Genomic DNA, 20883 nt, shown 5'->3' with positions numbered 1-20883 from the left:
CCTAGGACCTTCGCCGTGCCTTGATTAGGTGATAGATTTCGAATGAAGTTATTAGAGTGACTAATCAATGCATCGGGACGACGCGAGCGACCTTCTTGCCTTCCTGGCCGTGGCGCGGGAGCGCAACTTCACGCGCGCGGCGGCGAAGCTGGGCATGACACAGTCCGCGCTGAGCCAGATCATCCGGAATCTGGAGGAGCGGCTGGGTGTCAGGCTGCTCAATCGAACGACGCGGAGCGTCACGCCGACGCAGGCCGGCGAGCGGCTGTTCCAGAGCATCGGCCCCAAGTTCACCGAGATGGACAACGATCTCGCTGCCCTCGGCGAGTTTCGCGAAAAGCCTGCCGGAACCGTGCGGCTGACCGCGACGGAATATGCCGCCAGCGAAATCCTGCTGCCGGCGCTGGGAAAGCTCCTGCCGAAATACCCCGACATCCATGTCGAGATCATCATCGACTATGGGCTCACCAACATCGTCGCGCAGCAGGTCGATGCGGGCATCCGTCCCGGCGAGCTTGTCGCCAAGGACATGATCGCCGTGCGCGTCAGCCCCGATCTCCGGATGGCCGTCGTCGGCTCTCCGTCCTACTTTGCTGGCCGCAAGCGCCCGAAGACGCCGCAGGATCTGACCCAGCATAATTGCCTCAATCTGCGCCTGCCCACGCACGGCGGCAGCCTCTATGCCTGGGAATTCGAGAAGAACGGGCGGGAGCTCAATGTGCGGGTGGAGGGCCAGCTCGTGTTCAACAGCGCGGGGCTTCTCTTGAACGGAGCGTTGAAGGGCCTCGGCCTTGCCTACCTCACCGAGGGACATGTGCAGCCGTATTTGTCAGAGGGACGTCTTGTCCGCGTGCTCTCGGATTGGTGTCCGCCGTTCTCGGGATACCATCTCTACTATGCCAGCCGGCGCCAGCCTTCGCCGGCCTTCTCGCTGCTGGTAGAGGCGCTGCGATACCGCGGCAAGTAGAACGGCAAGTCGAATCGGCAAGTCGAACGGAATGACCCGCGTCCGGCACTTCAGGCGCGCAGAACATGGAGATTTGATCGATTGCATGGGGTGTGCAGGGTGAGACGAGGATTGCAGGAGCAATCCCATTCGCCTAAAGCATGAGCCATGCGTTTCCGTTGTCTTGTCCTGATATCGATGGTCTCCGCCGTGTCCGCGAAACAAAGCCCGATGGTTGGATGAGACGGTTTCTGTCGGGAGCGTTGCCGTTCTACGCGCTGGCTGTACTGGCCATGTGCATGTACCTCGTCCTGTACAGGACGAACCTTTTCGATCTGAACGCCATCGTCCATGGCGCGACAGGGTCGTCATGGTTTCTGGTCTTCATGTTCGTCTGCGTGCTGCTGGAAGCGGTCTTCCCGTATTTCGGCTATTTTCCCGGAACCGCCCTCATCCTGATGTCCGTGGCGCTCAATCCGAAGTCCGCGGATGGCTCCGTCTTTGTCGTGGCGTGGCTCGCCATCATCCTGGGCGCCGTCTTGAGTTACGGACAGGCTCGTTTCTTCAGGCCGTTCCTGCAGCGGGTGGCCTCGAAGGCGGCCCTGCGCCGATGTGAGTCCCTGTTCGACGCCTATGGCGCTTACGCCCGCATCGCCTTGTTCGTTCATCCCAACGCCTGCGCGATGTATTTCACGGCGCTCGGACTTCTCGGCCGCAGCCTGACGCGGGAGCTCGCCTATCTCTGTGTGGGTGCAGCGGCCGCCGTGGGCATTCTGTTCGTGATCGTGACCAGACTGGTGTCGTCGGTAGGCCCCACCGATGACGGCGAATTGCAGGTGCTGCTGGCGGCAGCGCTGGCCGCCATGGGGACGCTTGTTGGTCTCTACGCGGCCTGGCGGCCGGAGCGGGTCGCCTGAAGCTTGCTCCGTCTTACACCTCCGCCGGCGGGCGCCGTGATCGCCTGCGATCGACAGGCTTCAGGACGACGGCGCTGATCTAGCCACACGTTAATAATGCGCCTCTACCCGCCAGGCTTAGTGCAATACGCGAGCGGCTTCTGCTAGCCGGACTTTCTCTCTGAGGCCCTCGAGATCCTGTATTGCCTTAAGCAATCTCACCAAATCGGAAGCTATGTGTGCCAGAGTAGGCCTTTGCGGCTTTGGGGTTCGAGATTTCTGTTTCATCGCGAAACGGCTCCCTGCCAGGACCGGTAAAGATAGGCCGGGATTGGCAAGGACCGTGCCAGGGAAGCGCAACCGGCATTTCAGGCCAGAGAGCGCGCAGGAGGCAAGCGAAAGGGTTATCTGGCCGGTGCCGCTTTCCATCCATACGACTGGCGCGCGATCTGGCCAGTGATGTCGGTGTCCTTTTCGTCAGAGAGGCGCCAGGCCGCCACCCCGAAGCAGACGGTTAGAACCACGGCTGTTGTAAGAAGCAGCATCGATAGAAACTGGCTCACACCTACACCCCCGAATACGACGCATGAGCCAGCCACCATGGAACGTCGATTCGGAAAATGCAGATGCGTTGACCTAGTAGCAGGTATCCCCAAGCTACGCACAATGCGCAATTATCCTTGGTTGCAATTGTTATTCGTTCAAGCCGTTGAGATTGAATCAGGTTCTGATCGACCAGCGGAGTGCCGTTCCATGGTTTGGAAAACAGCGACTCAAGAACGCACGCTCAAACCCGCCCGCGGCCTGGGGGCGAAAGTGCAGGTGGCAGCATTTGGTGCTGGCGCAAACCGCGTTGAGATCGTTGCGGACTTCGCATCCCGCGTTGCCGAAAGAGCGGCCGAAACAAACGATGAAGATCCGATCGTTGCTAGCGCTACGAGCACTACCCCGAAAATTAGGCTGCGCATTTAATCCTCCCTCACTCCATCTCAGCATCGGACGGCGATGTTTCAGCGTCGCTTCGTTTGGCCGCCAAAACGGTTTCGTGCACGCGACCGTGAAGTGTGGATTGCTGTTTTGCTCCGGCCCATGGGCTCTCTAAGCCGGAGCAGAGCCCAGCCGGCCTCAGCCGCCCAGACTGCTCCAAGAACGCGCGCGGCCAGGGCTGCTGTGGACCGATAGCGCTTACAAGTCCGATGACTATTGGGACGAGCCCCGATAGGACAGGTGAGCTGAATGAATGGTCGGAAATGCAGCGGCCCCGGCACCCGTTCGCTGAGGCCGCTTTTATTTGCTCGGTAAGCGGAACGACTTTCCCAATTCCGAGTCGAATCCAAGCTCCCGGCAAGTCCCCAAATCAAAAGCCCCCGTCGGGAGCAAACCTTCCCCAAGGTTGGCGACCTCGGCCCCAAACCGAGGTCGCTTGTCATAAATGTGGAAAAAGGCGTCGGCAAGGCGTGTGCGAGCAACGCAAATCGCGCGCTTCTTGCTTTGAATGCGCCGGTTGCAGTCGCGTGAGAGCGGAATTAAATCAAACCTGATTTCCGTGGCAAAGTGCCTTTAATTCAGTCATTTAAGCTGGAGTGTCGCGGCAGAGACTTTCGGCTGCCGTGCCATGATTGCCGCAGCAGGAAGCTTAAAGGTCATATCAACCGTTTCCAGTAAGCTTTGGGCTTGACCGACGCATAATGCGAGTTCCCATTTAAATCTCCAGTTCGAGATGAGTCGGGATTTGCCGTGGGTATTTACTTGCTCTCGCTCGCGGCGTGCGTTGTCGGGGTTCTTCTATTCATGGCATTCCATCGATAGGGCCGACAACGGACGCAACAGTTACATTGAATCCTCAACCCAAGCCGAAATTAATGATTTTGGCCGGTTGTTTTTGACTGTGCACAGTTGCTCGCGTTCAATTCCAAAGGTGGAGGCGAACGTGTTTTTGAACTGGGTCCTCGTTATTCTTATCGGCGTCAGCGTTGCGGTCCTGATAGCCCACGCGATTGACGCGATGCGCTCCTGACGTGCGCTTCTGGAGATGATCTCTGATGGACCTTGTCGGTACGGGCAGCGCACAGCCCAGCGCGATGAAGTTCTTCAAGATCGATGAACTCCACGGCTCGCTGTCTTAATGAAACCCTGGCCGCAAAGCCGGCATGGAGCCAAGCCATAGATTGCGTGTGCCCAGCTTTGCGCAAACTGTTTCCCCACCAGGCATTGAACTTGTACGCTGACGGCGGCAACGGTCTGCCGAGAATTGCTTCAATTTCCGAGAACGTGAGCCGAATCGTTTGCGCTCCTGTGCGCTGTAGCTCTTCTCGTAGTGGATCGTAAACGGACATAACATTTGGCTCGTCGCGTTGGCCCGTAGGCGTCCCTGCCATGCTCCGGGTATCTGGTGCAGCTGATTGATCGCTCCGCTTCGCCCAGCATGAGTTGGCTCGCATCACCAGATTCAATTGCTCCTGGATCAGCGACGATGGCGCAGCGAGTATCGATTAGTGCACTTTTTGCTCAAGGTCTCTCAGTAGCGAGTGCAGAAAGTCGCTGGCATGGTCATATTGAGCGTTGCCGTTCGTGATTTGACGGACGCGCGGGCTCACCAAGCGACCAACGGTTTCAGAGCGGAGCAGCTCAGCTCTGTCCGAACACTGCAGCAGTAAAGCATCGGGTAAATCTTCCGCAGATCCGAACAGCTTCAAGAGACAATGTTCGCCCTCGGTCTTACGGTCGTGACGCGCCCTCGCAGCATATAAAGCAAACAGCCCACGGAAAGCATCGCGGGAAACGGCAGGTTTTCCCATCGGAACGCCCTTAAAATTAAATCCATAATAAAGGCAAGTCTGAAGCATTGGTGCGGAAAAAGCTAGCGCAAAATTAAATCAACCCGTATCTCGCATTGGGAGATCAGAGGCGGTCCGAAATCAGCCGCCGCAATAGCCGCACCTGGATCCGGCGATCTGCCACCATGTGGACCAAAGCAGCGCGACTTGTGGAGCTGGCTGCTTCGGTAGATCGAGGAGGCGAATTGACGCGTGGTCGATTGAAAATCAACTAACGATACGTCTGGTCGCAGGCACCTGATGGTGGAATAATTCCGACGCTTTCTTGATTGGATTTTGACGTCGGCCGCGAACCGGCTGGCGACCTGGATTTTCATCATGGCCGCGCTTCCTCAGGGCGTTGTGGCGGAATTGCAGCAGGAGAACGCGCGGCTCCTGGCCGAATTGCGCGCCGCACAAGATCGCGAGACCGCCACCGCGGACATCCTCAAAATCATTGCCAGTTCGCCATCGGAGGTAAAGCCGGTATTCGATGCGATCGCGAGGCGCGCCAATGCCTTGCTCGGCGGCTTTTCGACGACCGTATTCCGCTTCATCGACGGCACTGCCCATTTGGCGGCCTTCACGCCGACCAATTCTGCCGCCGATCATGCTTTGCAGCAGATGTTTCCGCGGCCGATTGCCGATTTCGAGAGTTTTGAAAGGACGCGGGCCGGTAAGGTGGTGCCGACCCCCGATACCGAAGCGCTGACAAACGACATCAAATTCATCGCGCGCGCCCGCGGCTTTCGCAGCATGTTGTTCGTTCCGCTCGCGACCGGAGGCGTGGTGATCGGCATGATCAGCGTAACGCGGGTCGAGCCCGGTAACTTCGCTCCGCATCATGTGCAACTTCTGCAGACTTTCGCCGATCAGGCCGTTATCGCCATCGAGAATGCGCGGCTGTTCGATGAGGTGCAGGCGCGCACTGACGACTTGCGGGAATCGCTGCAGCAGCAGACGGCGACCGCCGATGTGTTGAAGGTCATCAGCCGCTCCGCGTTTGATTTGCAAACCGTCCTCGACACGCTCACGGAATCGGCGGCGTGGCTGAGTGGTGCCGACATGGCGGCAATCGTCCGGCAGGACGCCGACGGCTACTATCATGCAACTCGGTACAATTTCTCGCCCGAGTGGGCCGAGGTCTCGGCGGGCATTCGACTCAATGCTGGACGCGGCAGCGTCGTTGGGCGCGTCCTGCTGTCCGGCAAGGCTGTCCAGATCCAGGATGTCGTGGCCGATCCCGAATACGCTTATCCCGAGCAGCAGAGGGCCGGCGGTTACCGGACCCTCCTGGGCGTACCTTTGCTTCGATCCGGAGAAACGATCGGCGTGCTGTTCCTGGGTCGCAAGGCCGTGAACTCGTTCACGGACAAGCAGATCGACCTGGTCTCCACTTTCGCCGATCAGGCCGTGATCGCGATTGAGAATGTCCGGCTGTTCGATGAGGTCCAAGCGAAGACCCGCGATCTCGCCGAATCGCTCCAGCAGCAGACCGCAACTGCAGACGTGCTGAAGGTGATCAGCCGCTCGACCTTCGATCTGCAGACCGTGCTCAACACGCTGGTCGATTCGGCGGCACGGCTGTGCGAAGCGGAGATGGCGTTCATCATGCGTCGCGAGGGCGATGAATACCAGGCCGGAGCAGCGGTGGGGTTTTCCGAGGAATACATCGCGTTCCTGCAGGGTCACCCGATTACGCCCGGCCGGAGCACGGTTACAGGCCGGGCCGTACTCGAGCGCCGCCCGGTGCAGATCCTCGATGTCGCTGCCGACCCCGAATACGGACTGCGCGAGTCGACGACCATGGCTGGTCAGCGCACGGCGCTCGGTGTTCCCCTCATGCGCGAAAATGAGCCGATCGGCGCGCTCGTGATCGCTCGCAAGCGCGTGCAGCCCTTCACGGAAAAACAGATCGAGCTGGTCGCCACATTTGCCGACCAGGCCGTGATCGCCATCGAGAATGCGCGGTTGCTCAAGGAGTTGCGCCAACGCAGTGAGGATCTCAGCGAGTCGCTGCGCCAGCAGACCGCAACGGCCGACGTACTCAAGGTAATCAGCCGTTCGGCGTTCGACTTGCCCAATGTTCTCGAAACGCTTGTCAGTTCGGCCGCACGGCTCTGCGGCGACCCCAGAGCGGCGATCTATCTCATTCGCGATGGTCTGCTGCACCTGGAGGCCGCCCATAACAACCCACCGGAATGGGTCGCGCTACGCAAGAGCCAACCGCTTGCGCCGAGCCGCGACACGCCGAGCGGCCGGGCTGCGCTCACTGGCCGGGTCGACCATGTCGCCGATCTCATGAAAGACCCCGACTTCTCGCGGCATGACCTCGCGAGAATCGGCGGCTATCGCGCGACCCTCAACATACCTCTGGTACGCGAGGGCGCCGCGATCGGGGTGCTCAGTCTGGCGCGACCGGAGCCGGGCCCGTTTACCCCGCGACAGATTGAGATCGTGCAGACCTTTGCCGACCAGGCCGTGATCGCCATCGAGAATGTACGGCTGTTCGAACAATTGCAGACCAGAACGCGGGACCTGTCCGAGGCACTGACGTACCAGACCGGCAGCGCCAATATCTTGCGGGTTATCGCTTCCTCGCCGACCGAAGTCGGTCCAGTGCTCAAGGCGATCGTGGAAAGCGCATGCGGACTTTGCGAGGCATATGATGCGCTGGTCGTTCTGAGGGATGGCGACGACATCGTGATCCAGGCCCATCATGGACAAGTTCCCGTGGTGTGGAGCCGGCGGGCGATCAGTGTCAAATCGCCCACCGGCCGGGCGATTATCGATCGTCGCACCGTTCAAGTGCGCGACTTGCTTGGGCCCGATGGAGAGGAATACCCGATAGGACGCGAATATGCGGTTCGCTCCAACGTTCGGACTGTTTTGAGTGTGCCGCTCTTGCGCGAAGGCGAGAGCATGGGGGCGATCGTACTGCGTCGCATGGAGGTACGCCCATTCGACGACAAGCAGATCACCCTGCTTCAGACTTTTGCTGATCAAGCTGTCATCGCCATCGGCAACGTGCGTCTGTTCGAGCAGTTGAACGAATCGTTGGAGCGGCAGACGGCAACGTCGGAGGTGCTGGAGATCATAAGCGCTTCATCGGGCGCATTGACTCCGGTGTTCGACAAGATGCTGGAGAACGCGACGCGAATTTGCGGCGCCGGCTTCGGCACCATGAATCTCTATGAGGACGGCGGCTTTCGCACGGTCGCATTGCATAACGCGCCACAGGCTTATGTTGATACCCGGCTGTACCAGAGCATCCGCCCACATCCGGCGAGCGGGCTCGGCACCGTCGAGAAAACCCATCAGACGGTTCATATCGACGATATCAGGACTCAGCCGCCCTATGTCGAAGGCAACCCGAACGTTCGCGCGCTTGCCGACCTTGCCGGCGCAAGGACGCTCGTCATCGTGCCGATGCTCAGGGAAGATGAGCTGATCGGGACCATCACGATCTTTCGCCAGGAAGTGAAACCCTTCACAGACAAGCAGATCGAGCTCGTGTCCAATTTCGCGCACCAGGGCGTGATCGCGATCGAGAATGCACGCCTGCTGAACGAGCTGCGCGAGCGCACTATGGAACTGTCGCAATCGCTCGAGGAATTGCGAAATGCGCAGGATCGGTTGATCCAGACCGAGAAGCTTGCCTCGCTCGGGCAACTCACCGCCGGCATTGCGCATGAGATCAAGAACCCGCTCAATTTCGTCAACAATTTCGCTGCGCTTTCCTCCGAACTCATCGACGAACTCGGCGACGCGCTGCGCTCGGCCGGGCTCGGCGAGGCAGCAAGGCTGGACATCGACGCGCTGATACACATGCTGCAAGGCAACCTGGAAAAGATCGTGCAGCACGGAACGCGCGCCGATTCCATTGTCAAGAATATGCTTCTGCACTCTCGCGAAGGGTCTGGCGAACGCCGCGCGGCCGATATCAACGCCATCCTCGAGGAAAGCCTCAACCTTGCTTATCACGGAGCGCGCGCCGAGAAAGCAGGCTTCAATATCACGCTTGAAAGGGACCTCGATCCGTCTGCGGGCGCGCTCGATCTGTATCCGCAGGAAATCACGCGGGTGTTCCTCAATCTCGTTTCAAATGGCTTCTACGCGGCGAGCAAACAAAAGGACGCCGCCGGCGACGGCTTCGAGCCAAGGCTGCGCGCGACGACCACAAACCTCGGCGGCGCCGTCGAGATCCGGATTCGCGACAATGGCGCCGGCATCCCGGCCGACGTGAGAGAGAAGATATTCAACCCATTCTTCACGACCAAGCCCGCAGGCGAAGGAACTGGCCTTGGCCTTTCAATCTGCCACGACATCATCGTGAAACAGCACGGCGGCAGCATCGAGGTCGATACCGAGCCCGGCGATTATACGGAGTTCATCATCAGGCTGCCGCGTAGGCTGGCGGCGCCATTGCAGACCGGAGGCAGAAGTTGAGCGTCTTCATAATGGTGGTTGACGACGAGCCCGATGTAGAGGTGCTGTTCCGCCAGCAGTTTCGGCGCGATCTGCGCTGCGGTCGTTTTCGCATGGAATTTGTACCGTCGGCACCGCTGGCGTTGCAGCGCGCGGCCGAGACAGAGGATGCAACCCTGATTCTGATCCTGTCCGACATCAACATGCCCGGAATGAGCGGGCTGGAGCTGCTGCCTATCGTGCGCTCGGCCCGCCCCGATGTACCGGTCATCATGATCACGGCCTATGGTGACGCCGAGACCAGGCGCAAGGCGCTGGCGAACGGCGCAGCCGACCTGTTGACCAAGCCAATCGACTTCGCGGCGCTTCGCCAGGAGATCGATGCGAGGCTTGAGCAGGTCGCATGACCGCAAGCATTGTTGATGACAACCGGAACGAGGCGAAGTGAAATTATCGTAGGCATCAATTCAAGCGAAACTAGGCATCCTGCGTCACTGCTCACTGCAAACACCGGAGGTCGAAAATGAAGACGCTCTTGGTCCCACTTCAGAATATTCCGATGATGACATCCACGCTCGATGTCGCCGTACGCCTTGCGCAACGTACCGGCGCCTATATCGAAGGCTTTCCGCTCCGGTTCGGCATCCCGCAATATCTAGCCGCGGAATTGGCCACCGGCATTCTGTTAGATACGTATGAAGTGAAGAGCGAAGCCGAATTGAACGACATGCGCGACTTTTTCGAAGCATTCATGCTGAAGCACGATGTTCCTCGATCCCCTGCCGGATCGGGTCGACCGTGCTTCGGCTGGCTGGAGACCGCGCCTGAGGGCGAAGACTTTGTCGGAAGTTACGGGCGCGCCTTCGACCTGATCGTGATGGCAAGGTCTGACATTGATGCTGCGGGCCCTCACCGTCGCGCGATTGAGTCCGCGCTGTTCGAGAGCGGCAGGCCCGTTCTACTTGTGCCATCGAATGCACCGAGAAGCGTCGCAACAAACATCATGATCCACTGGAACGGGAGTACCGAGCAAGCTCGGGCCAACGCATTTGCCATGCCGTTGCTTCGTCTGGCCGAAAGGGTATCGGTCCTAACCGTCGTTGGCGGCCAAGCGGTACCAGGACCGTCTGCCGATCAGATCCTCCAGCAACTGCGGTACAATGACATTGCAGCGCAGGCGAGAACGGTTGAACTGGAGAATCGTGATACCGGACAGGCAGTGCTCGATGCCTGCAGAGCTGAAGGCTGCGACCTCTTGATCAAGGGAGCCTTCACCCGCACCCGGTTGCGGCAAATGATATTCGGCGGGGCGACCAGCTATATCATGGAGCATGCGCAGCTGCCTGTCCTGATGGCTCATTAGAACGCGCGCCTCTCTTCAGATCATGCCGTCCTGCTCCTGTCTTGCCTGACGAGCCAAACCAGGGTTCGGTAAAGGCGCAACCCATTGATCCGGCTGGGGCCGGCTACTGTGCATGGGGTTGTTTTCGACATTTTTGATACCGACGGTCCCGACAGCCGTGAGGCTTGGGCGATCGTCCGCATCCGGCTGGGTTCAGGAAACGAATGGTGGGCGCACAAGGGATCGAACCTTGGACCTCTCCCGTGTGAAGGCTGCGGGTCGATGTTAATTCTATAGTATTATCAAAGTGTTATGGGGGGCGTGCATTTGCGCGCACGGCGTTTGCACCGTGAAAGAAGCGGGCATGTGCCGTGCTCTTATCGATCGCTACAGCCATACTCAGGCGAGCTGGGAAGCGAGGCAGGCGGATCGGCTGCCGGTGCCGAAGACGGCCACGACCAGGGGCATCATTGCGTCGCCAAGCACCGCCGAGATAGCATATGTCGAGGGGGACCGGTTCATGTCGTACAAGAAGCCATCGTTGTCGGAGCTGATGAACGAAAGCGACGTAGAGCAGAAGTTCATCTTTCCGCTCCTCGTTGCCGAGAAACCGTACGGCTTTCAATTTCCGAGCGAAAATATCGTCACAAAGCAAAATGTTCGAAAGCACGTCATCGATAAGGGGAAGGCGCAGAAGAGCTATTTTCCGGACTATTTGGTCGTTAAGGCGAGCCTGCCGCTTCTGGTAGTCGAAGCGAAAGAGCGCGGGGACAACCTCGACGCAGCGTTTCGCGAGGCGCGACTATACGCGGCCGAGATGAACTCCATGTTCCCATCGGGCTTGAACCCGCTCACCAGAGTGATCGCCACGAACGGCGACGAGTTGTGGGCCGGCCACTTCGATCAGGGAACTCCGGTCCATTCGCTGAGCTACGCAGACATAGACCCATACTCCGAGAAGTTTTCCGATCTTCAAACGTTCATGGGGTGGGACGCGCTCAACGCCGAGTTCACAAGGCTCAGTGCCCTCATAAAGCCAACGCGCTATTGGAAGCCGCGACGACTTGTTGGCGGCGCATCTATCCAAGATGACGTCGTCGGGTTGAACTCCTTTGGAGCGACAATATCGGCTGATTTTGCTCACGTGTTTAATCCGGTGCGACGCGAAGACCGTGCATATGTCGCGAAGGAAGGTTACGTGCCTTCGGTTCGTCGAGATAGGTACGTTGAGCCTATCGACAAGGTGATGCGCGCCTCCAGTCCTCGGTCACAAGCTGAAGCTCAGCTCATCGATACTGGCGCACCAAACGAGATCAACAACGCATTCGGAAAACAACGTCAACTTGAGCATCAGGTCCTTTTGATCGTTGGCGGAGCCGGTGCAGGCAAGACGACTTTTATTGATCGCCTCCAAGAAGTTTCGCTAAGCAAAGATGTGAGGGAGGGCACAGTATGGGTTCACATAAACATGAACCCGGCGCCAATTTCCCCAAATGAAGTCTATGATTTTTTGCGGCGGGAAATCGTAACTGGTCTTCGTACCGCATACTCAGACCTGGATTTTGATGACTTCACGACGCTGCAGTCAATCTACAGCGTCGAAGCCAACCGATTTAAAAAGGGCCTCGGAAAGCTCCTCGAAGGTGATCCATCAAAATATAACGACGAGCTGTACAAGGTTCTCAAAGAGGCCGACACCAATCTGCACACGAAAGCCATCTGCCATTGCCGTCATTTGGGCAATGAACGCAACAAGCTGGTCGTTCTGGTGCTGGACAACTGCGACAAGCGCACTCTGAGCGAGCAATTGTTGATGTTCGAAGCTGCGCAATGGGTCCAGAAGGAATTTCGGGCCTTAGTGGTTCTGCCGCTGCGCGACGAGACCTACGACAATTTCCGAGATCGGCCTCCCTTGGATACAGCGCAGAAGGATCTCGTCTTCCGCATTGAGTCGCCGCCGTTTCATCATGTGCTCGTTACGCGCATACAGCTCGCGCTAAACCAATTGGCAAAAAGCGCGCCTAAGTCTCTTAAGTTTGATCTGCCGAACGGATTTAAGGTCGAGTATGCAGCAGCGGATCAGGCCTACTATCTCACCTCAATCGTCAGGTCGATCTTCGAATATGATTATCAGATACGCCGGATGCTCGACGGGCTGTCGGGCCGCAATTTGCGCCTTGCGTTCGAACTGTTTCAAGAGTTCTGTAGCAGCGGCCATATTTCCGAAGACCACATAGTCAACATCCGACAACGCCAGGGCGATTATACGCTCCCTCTAAGTGTCGTTCTCACCATCCTGCTGCGTAAGAGCTTCCGTTTCTACGACAGTGATCGTGGCCACCTAAAGAACCTATGCGATGCCGACATTAAGGACGCCCGGCCCTCCTATTTCACCCGGCTAATGCTTTTGCGATGGTTGGATACTAAATTTCCCGAGGCAGGCCCGACTGGACTGAAGGGTTACCATCCATTGCGGACACTAATAAAGGAACTTACCTCGTACGGTCTCGAGCCATTGGTGATCCGGCGCGAGGTGGAATACCTCGCCAAGGCCAAGTGCATAGTCACTGAAGATTTTCGGACTGAGAAAATCGGCGAGGATGATTTGCTGAGGTTGGCTCCTGCCGGTTTCGTTCACCTCGAACTCGTCGGGAACGCCTACTATTGGGGCGCCATAGCTGAGGATACATGGTTTGACAACGACCTTTCAGCGAAGAACATAGCAGAGCGCATCGGCGACATTGCCCGTCAGTATGACGCGGACACAGTTCTATACAATGCTCGGGATGTCGTGGCTTACCTTGAGACACATCGCGCCAAAGCTGCCAAGTTGACGACTGCTGTGGTCGAAGGAGATCAATTCGAGCGCCTGACGGATTTGTCTACCGCTCGACTGGGCATTCAGAAGATGCAACGCAGCCTGACGACCGGAGCGTGGTCGGATGTTTTTGACAAATATCCTGCCGGCCTCGTGACGAAGGGACAGATCGTTAACCTTCAACCGTACGGGTTGTTTGTCGAAATGTCGCCCGGCGTGACTGGCTTGCTTCATGTTTCGAAGCTGCCGAGGAACTACAAAAATAATGAAAAATTCGACATTGGCGCGGAAATCGACGTCAAAATCGTCTCAACAGACCCTCCAAGGCGGCGAATGGAGCTGGCCTATGTTGCACCAGCGGGTTGACACCCTGGCTCCGAGGTGCTTGAACGCCCCCACGAAATGCACCCCATGTCGTCCGTTTTGGCGTCGGCAGTAGGAGGGGCTGGAGGGCCACACTGACGTGTGGCTCTTTTTATTTGTACTGCAATCTAGCGTTGCTCAAAGCCTCTTGTGACGAGCACCGCTACGCCGTTCGACGCGCTCGCCACGCTTCATATGCCCGCTCGCCCGCCGCCCGCTCCGCCTTCTTCAGCGTCTTCGCTCGGCGATGGGTCAAAGCAACCGGCGTCTTCATCCAATCGGCAGCGAGCCAATCGGGGAAGGTCGGCAGCGTGTTGATGGCGGCGATCAGCGGTGGTTGCGGCACGCTGGTATAGAGGCGGCTCATGTCGTCGGCCGCGTGCCCCATGATCTGATCCTTAATGTGCGGATGCACCCCGTTGACGACTAGCTGGGTCGAGACCGAGTGCCGAGCGGTGTACGGGGCCACGTCGAAGACAAGGGTCCGCAGCCGGGCGGCGGCGATAGCCTTCTTCATCTGGCCGCCGTTGTCGTCGTAGACGGTGAAGGGAGCGCTCTCCCACGTGCGGACCAACTTACCGGGCCGGTTCTCGACCATGTCGGTCAGCAAGGGAACGATGGCCTCATGGATTGGGACGCCGCGCGGCTCGCCGATCTTGGACTTCGTGATCGTGATCCACCGGCCGGGCACGTTGACCTGGGAGGTCTCCATCACGAAAAGCTCGATGGGGCGCAATCCGGTATAGAACAGGATCGTCATGATGATCTGGTTAGCGACGCCCAATCCTTGGATGAAGCCCCAGCCGGTGGCGTAATCGACTGGATAGGAGCCGACGCGCTTCGCCTTAATCGAGACGACGTTCGTTCCCTTCGGCTTCTTCGCGCGCACCCATAGCTTCGGTGTCGCCCACTCGGCGCGGCAGGCGTTGCGCCAGATCGCGATGAATGGAGTCCATAGCTGGCGGTTGATCGTGTCATATTGGCAGTTGGGATAGAGAGTCTTCGCGATCCCGTTCATCTTATCTTGGGTGATGTCCTTCAATAGGACGCCGTTCAATTCCTTCATCAGGCCGGACCACTGGCGTGTTTCTTCGTCGAACGTCCCCAGGAAGCGAGGCGAGCCGCCGTTATCGAGGTAGGACTCGACGGCCTCATGGAATGTCACCACGGACTGCTTGCCGTGGACGACCTCGGTGAGCAGCTTGCCCTCGCGCTTTATGCGGAGAGCTTCGGCCGTTTTTTTGTCAGTCGTTTTTGTAGACTCGTGGACCTCTTGCCCTTTGTCGTCCGTGCCCCGGATGATCCAGTTCGATTTGCCTGGGGTTCGTTGCCAGAGATAGAGTCGCATGATTTCATTCCACGCCAGATAGTGAGGATGTCCGCTTCTTCGAAGCGGTAGTCGCGTCCGACGCGAGCCGCGCCGGGGAGATGCTTCGCCACCAAACAGTAGAGCGTCTTACGCGACACGCGCAGGCGCACCATGACTTCGGCCGAGGTCGAGATGGTGCCGAGCGGCACGTTGTCGTTGGCGGCCTTCATGCCCGCTTGCGCCTGATCTCGACGACGACGCCGCTCATGCGCTTGGCCTGCTTCGCTGCGATGATCACGCGACGCTCTTCGGCAAACTCGGGATCGGTGGCGCGGAGACGAAGTTCGTCTCGGAATGCGACCTTGTGTGTCACGTCGCTGGGGTGCTCTAGGGAAGTGCTCGAAGTCGGGGTCATTTGGATATTCAGGGTCGGTCGACGGATGATCCGGTTTTAAGCCGGTTATTCGCCGGGGGCAAGAGGTTGGTATGAACCCGGAATCGTTGGGATTTTCGGGCTCGTACCGGGGCGATTTAGGCGACGGCGTCTACTTTGAGGGTGCCGGAAACGCCGCGCACGGCCGCGATCACGGCGTCGATCCGCATGTCGATCTCGAAGGCGCGGAAGCGAGCATCGAGCAGGGCAAGCGCGACCGAGTCGAGGGTCGGCTTCGCGTTGCGCGATCTGCACGCTTCGACCATGCGCTCGGTCGTGATGTCTTGGATGTCAGTGTGCGACATGGGTCGGAGCTTCCTGCAAGAGTGAATGTTGGTCGGGGTGGATCGTCGGCCGTTCTTTTCGCTTCGCTTTGAAGCGCACCGGCCGGATCGCGGTCGGGTCGCGCAGGAATGGGAAGCGTTCGTGGATGCCGGTGACGATCTCGATCAGAGCCGTCACCGTCTGCGGCATGGTCAAGCCGAGCTTGTCGGCGATGGGCTGAAGCTCCGCGCGGACTTCGTCGGGCAGAACTTTCGCGCGAGGCACCGCGACGAAGTCCCACCCCAGGAAGCCGAGCACCGCTTCGAGTGATTCGAGGCCCGGCTTGTTCTTGCGCCGCCACGCCTTGATCGACGCGCGGCGAACGCCTGAGCCTTCCTCGGTCTCGTCATAGGTGACACGGAGCCGCGCCATCTCTGCGAAGACGAGCTTCACATGAGGGCCGACGCGGTCCGGCATCGTGACGGTGCGTCGGTTCGCGCGGTCGCGAGTGCGACTACTCATGCTTCGGCCCCGACGCGAGATCGGTCGCGATGTTCATCATAGCGATGACGCCGGTCAGATGTTCGTCGTCCGCCTTGAACAAGATGCGACGATTGCGCTGATCGGGATGGAGCGCGATGCTGCTCGCACGGAACGAGTTGAGCATCGTCTTCATGAACATGCCGTTGATGCCGAAGGCAACGATCTCTCCGTTGATGGTCGCCTCGACAACGTCAACACTGCCGCCGGTCGTGCTGCCCACCGCGATCACGAAACCGTCGTCCGAACCGGCGCACTGCAAGCGATGGCCCAATTCCTTCGACGCGAAGGTTTCGAGAAGAGCGACGGTGCTCGCGCAAGACTCACGACTGACGACGACGCTCTCGGCCGCCGGGTTCGAGACGAGAGGCAGGTAGTTCGGATAGGTGCCGACCAACAGCGAAGAGCAGAACCGAGTCGCGTCGGTGTAGAAGAAGATCGAGTTGGCGTTGACGACGACGTTCACAACGTCGGCGCTGCGGAAGAGTCGCAACACGGAGTTGACCGTCTCGGCGGACAAGATAACGCCGGGGCGGTTGTCGTTCATCGGCATGTCGTCGGCACCGTCCGGCGCAGGGACGGTCGCCTTGAACAGGATCGTGCCGGTGGTGCCAACGGCGGCGAGCCGCTTGCCGTCATCTGCGACGTGAAGGAAGACGCCCTGCATGGGCGAGTTCGGCACGGTCGAAAGCGCTTGGGCGGTATGGCCGAGCAGCCGAACGAGATCGGAGCCTTCGAGCGCGAACTGTGCGCCGTCCATGGCGTAGTCGCGAGCAGGCCAGTCTACGGCGGCGAGCGTCGGGAAGGTGGTCCGCGACCGGCCTGCCTTGGCGATCAGTTCGTACTTCGCCGTGTCCATGGTGAACGTGACATCGACGCCCTTGGGCAGACGATCCACGACGGACTTCAGCTTCGTTGCATCGACGGTCGTCGCGCCGTTGGCCTCGACCTCGCATGCGCCGGTCGCCTCGACCATCATCTCGAAGTCGGTCGTGGCGATGGAGATCGTGCCATCTTGCACAATGATGCGCGCGTTGTTCGCGATCACAGCGGGCGAGTTCTTCGGTGCGCTGGATACGCCGCGCGTTACAATGTCGGCGAGAGTGTCACGGTTGATCTTGAACTTCACAGAAGGCTCCCTTGCTTGGTCGTGTGAAAGTGTCGCTCGCTGCCGACGTGCGCCTTGCAGTCGTCAATGGACGGAAATTTCGGATGGGTGAAGAGACGCAGCAGATGCATGGCGTCGTCGTGCAGACCGGCGCGGATCACCGCGTCGATCTCGTCACGGATCGCAACGGCATCGAGCGTCGCGAGATGGCGGCGTGCGATCATCGAATCGCCAACGGTCAACGCGGCGTGTGCGCGCAGAAGCGCGAGCTTGTCGGTCGGCGAGGGCTCACGCATCATTTGCGGGAGCCTTCGAGTGATCGACCGCTTCGTACAGGTTGAGCGGCAGCAGGTAGGGGTTGGGAAATTTCACCGGGCCGTCGAGCGCGCGGAGCTTGAACGGACGCCGCTCTTCGAGCGCGCTCTTCAGCGCGGCGCTCATTCCGTTCGACCATCCCCGATCCGTGTAGAAGACCGAGTATTCGGCGACGGAGCGCCAAGCGAGACCGAGCGCGATCCCCAACGCGCGCTCGTCCGGCTTCGTGTCGTCGAGGACTTGAGTGAGAAGAAGGTGCGATGCCTGGGCGCTCTCGCCGCGCAGGGCGCAATCCTTCAGACAACGCCGCGCATAGGAGACATTGTCGTTAACCGCCCCAGCGTAGGGCGACTCCAAAACTACTAATTTGATGATTTGCATGGTCCGTTGCCTCTCCCGAGCAGCAACGGACCATATGGGTATCTATCCGTTAAGTCAACGGATAGCGACGGATGGGAACGGACAAAACAATCAGATTAATTCACAAGAACCGATAATTCGTTCGAGCGCCTTTACTTTCGCCCTGGGGAGATCGGCATCGGTTTCGCCGTTCAGGCAGCGCACGATGATCTTGTCAGTGGTGATCGCGACGATCTGGCGAATCGCAACGCGGTCATCCGTCTGCCTCACAACAGCGAAGCCCCCGTGAACCACCGGCGTGTTCGCGCTCACGATGGCGACCTCACCCATGCGGTAGCGCGGAGCCATGCAATCATCGGGAACAGTGATGGCATACACGTCTCGGCTTGCCGTGAGTGGCGAGGTCCACGAAGCTTTACGCTCTGAGGCCAATGGAAAGAAGCCATCGGGATCGGGCAGGCCGATGCGGAACAGCGGGATTGTGCCCGTTGCCATTGGAGGGGTCTCCACCGCGAGAAGGTTGGACGGTGGAAGCGCGCTCGTTTTCGGGGTGTTCTGCGTGCCGAAGAAATAGTCGGCGTCGGTATCTAAAACTTGTCCGAGCTTCGCCAACGATTCGCGCGTCGGGTTTAGTGACTTACCGGAAAGAAGATCGTTAACGTAGCTTAGTCCTAGACCGGCCCGGCGTGACGCTTCGTTTTTAGAGACCCCCGCCGCGTTCACGCGCTCTTCGACGCGGGTCTTTATAGTTTCGAGCGCCGGGTGCGCCTTTGTGCGCTTATCGTCTGCTCGCGACTTCATGCTTCCCAACCCTTTGCGCCCACTAATGATCGCCATTTCGAATAACCCTTTTCTAAACAATTGGATGGGGGTTCGCTACTCGAACACTTATTTCCCTGCCTCATGTCCAGCAACGGACGGTCCGCTGATTTCTGTTCTACGTCCGTTGCCATCCGTTGACATCCTTGGGTCCGTCCGTTAGATAAAGTTCAACGGTTTCACGGAAAAGTTGCCAGCTGATTCGGCTTTAAACCGGAGTGGCGACGGATGTCAAGCGGTATCGACGGATGGATTTGGCTCACGAAACGAAGGAAGCGCTGGCCGAGCGGGTCGGCGTGCTCGAACGTAAATTCGATGATCTGCGCAAATCCATGCTCGCGTCCGCCGCTCTTCCGGCGAACTGGCGGCTGACGCCGAAGGAGCGGGACCTGTTCCTGGCGCTGCTCTCCAGCGACATCGTCACGAAGCAGATGGCGATGCTCATTCTCTATGGCACCGCTGATCGGCCAACCCATAGCGTGGACGTGTTCATGTCGCGCATCCGGTCGAAGACCGAAGATCATTCCGTCCTCATCGAGACCATCAATCGCACCGGCTACCGGCTTGTTGACCGGCTGGTGTGGACGAAGACTTTGAAGCTCGACGCCGTCGAGCACTAACCGGGGAGCCACATGGCAATCTCACTGAAGGGCAGCGTCAAGAAGAAGTCTGCTGCCGAAGACCAACCGATCATCACGATCTATGGCGTACCGAAGATCGGCAAGTCGTCACTGGCTGCCGAGTTTCCGCGTCCCGTCTTCATTCAGACGGCCGCAGGCGAAAGCGTCCCGGCGGGCATCGTCGCGGACACTATCGAAGTTCGCAACTACAGCGACCTGTGCGAGGCCATCGGTGCGCTCGTCAACGAAGAGCACAACTACGCCACGGCGATCTTCGACTCGACCACGGGCCTCGAAAACATCATCCGTGCCGAAGCCTGCGCTCGCAACGGTTGGAAGACCATCGAGGAGCCCGGCTACGGCAAGGGCTACAAGATCGCGGCAACGATCTTCCTCGAATACATCGACGGCGTCATGACGCTGCGCTCGCAAAAGCAGATGGCAGTGGTGCAACTCGGTCACTGCGATATCAGCCGCTTCGAATCGCCGACGACCGATCCGTACTCGCGCTATCGTGTCAATCTGCACAAGGACGCCGCCGACATCGTCGAGGCGAACAGCGACGTGATCGCGTTCCTCAACTTCAAGGCTTCGATCAAGAAGGTCGATGCGGGCTTCAACAAGCAGCTTACGCACGCTGAAGGCGGCGGCACTCGTTGGATGTTCCTTGAAGAGCGTCCCGGCTTCATCGCTGGCAACCGCTTCAGCATGCCGCCCGAGATGCAGTTCAAGAAGGGTGAAGGCTACGCGGCGCTCGCCAAGTACCTGCCTGCGCCCCTCGCTGAAGCCGCCTAATCACCAGCACCGAAACACTCGAACGCCATAGGAGATAAACATGGCACAACTGAACGTGAACCTCTCTGACGTGAACGAAAAGGACGCGGAAGGCGGCGGTGGCGTAATCATCCCGCGCGACCGTTATCTGCTCAACATCACCGAAGGCGAGGTCAAGCAAAACTCGAAGAAGACCGGCGATCTCTTCGAGTTCAAGACCGAAGTCGTCGAGGGCGACTTCGCTGGCGTCAAGGTGTTCGGCAACATCAACGTCACCCATCAGAACGTGACCGCGCAGAAGATCGGTCAGGCTCAGTTGGCAGCGCTCGCCGAAGCGACCGGTATCGGCAAGGCCAACCTGACCGACACCGATCAACTTCTCTTCCAGCCGTTCTACGCCGATCTCGATGTCGAGACCTACAAGGCTCGCGACGGCAGCGACAAGGAACGCATGGTGATCAAGAAGTTCATCCATGCGGGCAACGCGAACGAGCCGCCGCCGAGCAAGGCCCCGGCCGCGAACGACAACCAGAAGACCACGGCCGCTACGACCACCCAGGCGAACGCATTGACCGCTCGCACGACGCAGAACGGCGGCGGGGCAGCTTCCGGCGGCGGCCGTCAGATGCCTTGGCAGCGTACCGCCTAACGGCACGCTGAACTAACGCCGGGGCTTCGGCCTCGGCACCTTCTTCCTCCCCCTCACAATCCAGTCTGCAAAACGCGCTTCGG

Annotated in this window: 19 protein-coding genes; 10 read left to right on the top strand and 9 right to left on the bottom strand. The window is 59.0% G+C overall.

The genetic code is table 11. The features are described from left to right. The first annotated feature begins 67 nt into the window (after positions 1-67). The 7 genes from GGD67_RS18765 to GGD67_RS18735 all read left to right on the top strand — a co-directional run bounded on the left by GGD67_RS18765 (position 68) and on the right by GGD67_RS18735 (position 13612). Complete coding sequence (locus GGD67_RS18765; RefSeq protein ID WP_179734915.1) at positions 68-967, top strand: LysR family transcriptional regulator; 900 nt, start codon at positions 68-70, stop codon at positions 965-967. Between the two features lie 218 nt (positions 968-1185). Continuing rightward, on the top strand, positions 1186-1863 hold the full coding sequence (locus GGD67_RS18760) for a membrane protein (protein WP_026201810.1): 678 nt from the start codon (positions 1186-1188) through the stop codon (positions 1861-1863). 579 nt (positions 1864-2442) lie between these two features. After that, positions 2443-2814, top strand: a complete 372-nt coding sequence (locus tag GGD67_RS18755; protein ID WP_179734913.1) for a hypothetical protein — start codon at positions 2443-2445, stop codon at positions 2812-2814. 2183 nt (positions 2815-4997) lie between these two features. After that, the gene (locus GGD67_RS18750) at positions 4998-9107 is read left to right on the top strand and encodes a GAF domain-containing protein (protein ID WP_246784455.1); all 4110 of its coding nucleotides are present in this window, start codon (positions 4998-5000) and stop codon (positions 9105-9107) included. Next, positions 9104-9493: a response regulator gene (locus GGD67_RS18745; protein ID WP_092260790.1), complete on the top strand. Its 390-nt coding sequence runs from the start codon at positions 9104-9106 to the stop codon at positions 9491-9493. The genes GGD67_RS18750 and GGD67_RS18745 overlap by 4 nt, the downstream gene beginning before the upstream one ends. A 116-nt stretch (positions 9494-9609) precedes the next feature. Beyond that, the gene (locus GGD67_RS18740; RefSeq protein WP_179734909.1) at positions 9610-10449 is read left to right on the top strand and encodes a universal stress protein; all 840 of its coding nucleotides are present in this window, start codon (positions 9610-9612) and stop codon (positions 10447-10449) included. Between the two features lie 328 nt (positions 10450-10777). Continuing rightward, positions 10778-13612: a S1 RNA-binding domain-containing protein gene (locus tag GGD67_RS18735; RefSeq protein WP_179734907.1), complete on the top strand. Its 2835-nt coding sequence runs from the start codon at positions 10778-10780 to the stop codon at positions 13610-13612. Between the two features lie 160 nt (positions 13613-13772). On the opposite strand, the gene GGD67_RS18730 is transcribed toward GGD67_RS18735, so the two are convergent. The 9 genes from GGD67_RS18730 to GGD67_RS18695 all read right to left on the bottom strand — a co-directional run bounded on the left by GGD67_RS18730 (position 13773) and on the right by GGD67_RS18695 (position 18775). Next, positions 13773-14909 (bottom strand): tyrosine-type recombinase/integrase, encoded by a 1137-nt coding sequence (locus GGD67_RS18730; RefSeq protein WP_409411368.1) that lies wholly within the window; start codon positions 14907-14909, stop codon positions 13773-13775. Beyond that, positions 14825-15148, bottom strand: coding sequence for a helix-turn-helix domain-containing protein (locus GGD67_RS40175; protein WP_409411367.1), 324 nt, complete (start codon positions 15146-15148; stop codon positions 14825-14827). Before GGD67_RS40175 ends, GGD67_RS18730 begins: the two co-directional genes overlap by 85 nt. Further along, entirely contained in the window at positions 15145-15291 is a 147-nt protein-coding gene (locus GGD67_RS18725) for a hypothetical protein (RefSeq protein WP_179734903.1), read from the bottom strand. The genes GGD67_RS40175 and GGD67_RS18725 overlap by 4 nt, the downstream gene beginning before the upstream one ends. Before the next feature lie 158 nt (positions 15292-15449). Beyond that, a complete protein-coding gene (locus tag GGD67_RS18720; RefSeq protein ID WP_179734901.1) occupies positions 15450-15656 on the bottom strand; it encodes a hypothetical protein in 207 nt (68 codons plus the stop codon). Further along, complete coding sequence (locus tag GGD67_RS18715; RefSeq protein ID WP_179734899.1) at positions 15643-16137, bottom strand: hypothetical protein; 495 nt, start codon at positions 16135-16137, stop codon at positions 15643-15645. Before GGD67_RS18715 ends, GGD67_RS18720 begins: the two co-directional genes overlap by 14 nt. After that, positions 16130-17284, bottom strand: a complete 1155-nt coding sequence (locus GGD67_RS18710; protein ID WP_179734897.1) for a DNA-directed DNA polymerase — start codon at positions 17282-17284, stop codon at positions 16130-16132. Before GGD67_RS18710 ends, GGD67_RS18715 begins: the two co-directional genes overlap by 8 nt. Further along, positions 17281-17562 carry a hypothetical protein gene (locus tag GGD67_RS18705; protein ID WP_179734894.1) on the bottom strand — a complete coding sequence of 94 codons (282 nt, stop codon included), beginning with the start codon at positions 17560-17562 and terminating at the stop codon, positions 17281-17283. Before GGD67_RS18705 ends, GGD67_RS18710 begins: the two co-directional genes overlap by 4 nt. Beyond that, positions 17552-17959: a hypothetical protein gene (locus GGD67_RS18700; RefSeq protein WP_179734892.1), complete on the bottom strand. Its 408-nt coding sequence runs from the start codon at positions 17957-17959 to the stop codon at positions 17552-17554. The genes GGD67_RS18705 and GGD67_RS18700 overlap by 11 nt, the downstream gene beginning before the upstream one ends. Positions 17960-18049: 90 nt before the next feature. Continuing rightward, positions 18050-18775, bottom strand: coding sequence for a LexA family transcriptional regulator (locus GGD67_RS18695; RefSeq protein ID WP_179734890.1), 726 nt, complete (start codon positions 18773-18775; stop codon positions 18050-18052). 200 nt (positions 18776-18975) lie between these two features. Here GGD67_RS18695 and GGD67_RS18690 point away from each other — a divergent pair, with 200 nt between their 5' ends. Genes GGD67_RS18690 through GGD67_RS18680 form a run of 3 tightly spaced genes read left to right on the top strand, consistent with a single transcriptional unit; the run spans position 18976 to position 20800 of the window. Then, positions 18976-19377: a helix-turn-helix domain-containing protein gene (locus tag GGD67_RS18690; RefSeq protein ID WP_312013750.1), complete on the top strand. Its 402-nt coding sequence runs from the start codon at positions 18976-18978 to the stop codon at positions 19375-19377. Between the two features lie 12 nt (positions 19378-19389). Further along, positions 19390-20172, top strand: coding sequence for an ATP-binding protein (locus GGD67_RS18685; protein WP_179734888.1), 783 nt, complete (start codon positions 19390-19392; stop codon positions 20170-20172). 40 nt (positions 20173-20212) lie between these two features. Continuing rightward, positions 20213-20800 (top strand): DUF669 domain-containing protein, encoded by a 588-nt coding sequence (locus tag GGD67_RS18680; RefSeq protein ID WP_179734886.1) that lies wholly within the window; start codon positions 20213-20215, stop codon positions 20798-20800. Positions 20801-20883: the final 83 nt, after the last annotated feature.

It is taken from the genome of Bradyrhizobium sp. IAR9, from assembly GCF_013408065.1.
GTDB lineage: Bacteria > Pseudomonadota > Alphaproteobacteria > Rhizobiales > Xanthobacteraceae > Bradyrhizobium.
This window is presented reverse-complemented; position numbering and strand designations above follow the sequence as displayed.

Bases quoted from the DNA above. Each gene is read 5' to 3' on its own strand.
- GGD67_RS18765 (WP_179734915.1), top strand. From the start codon at position 68: ATGCATCGGGACGACGCGAGCGACCTTCTTGCCTTCCTGGCCGTGGCG.
- GGD67_RS18760 (WP_026201810.1), top strand. From the start codon at position 1,186: ATGAGACGGTTTCTGTCGGGAGCGTTGCCGTTCTACGCGCTGGCTGTA.
- GGD67_RS18755 (WP_179734913.1), top strand. From the start codon at position 2,443: ATGGAACGTCGATTCGGAAAATGCAGATGCGTTGACCTAGTAGCAGGT.
- GGD67_RS18750 (WP_246784455.1), top strand. From the start codon at position 4,998: ATGGCCGCGCTTCCTCAGGGCGTTGTGGCGGAATTGCAGCAGGAGAAC.
- GGD67_RS18740 (WP_179734909.1), top strand. From the start codon at position 9,610: ATGAAGACGCTCTTGGTCCCACTTCAGAATATTCCGATGATGACATCC.
- GGD67_RS40175 (WP_409411367.1), bottom strand. From the start codon at position 15,148: ATGAAGGCCGCCAACGACAACGTGCCGCTCGGCACCATCTCGACCTCG.
- GGD67_RS18720 (WP_179734901.1), bottom strand. From the start codon at position 15,656: ATGTCGCACACTGACATCCAAGACATCACGACCGAGCGCATGGTCGAA.
- GGD67_RS18715 (WP_179734899.1), bottom strand. From the start codon at position 16,137: ATGAGTAGTCGCACTCGCGACCGCGCGAACCGACGCACCGTCACGATG.
- GGD67_RS18705 (WP_179734894.1), bottom strand. From the start codon at position 17,562: ATGATGCGTGAGCCCTCGCCGACCGACAAGCTCGCGCTTCTGCGCGCA.
- GGD67_RS18700 (WP_179734892.1), bottom strand. From the start codon at position 17,959: ATGCAAATCATCAAATTAGTAGTTTTGGAGTCGCCCTACGCTGGGGCG.
- GGD67_RS18695 (WP_179734890.1), bottom strand. From the start codon at position 18,775: ATGGCGATCATTAGTGGGCGCAAAGGGTTGGGAAGCATGAAGTCGCGA.
- GGD67_RS18685 (WP_179734888.1), top strand. From the start codon at position 19,390: ATGGCAATCTCACTGAAGGGCAGCGTCAAGAAGAAGTCTGCTGCCGAA.
- GGD67_RS18680 (WP_179734886.1), top strand. From the start codon at position 20,213: ATGGCACAACTGAACGTGAACCTCTCTGACGTGAACGAAAAGGACGCG.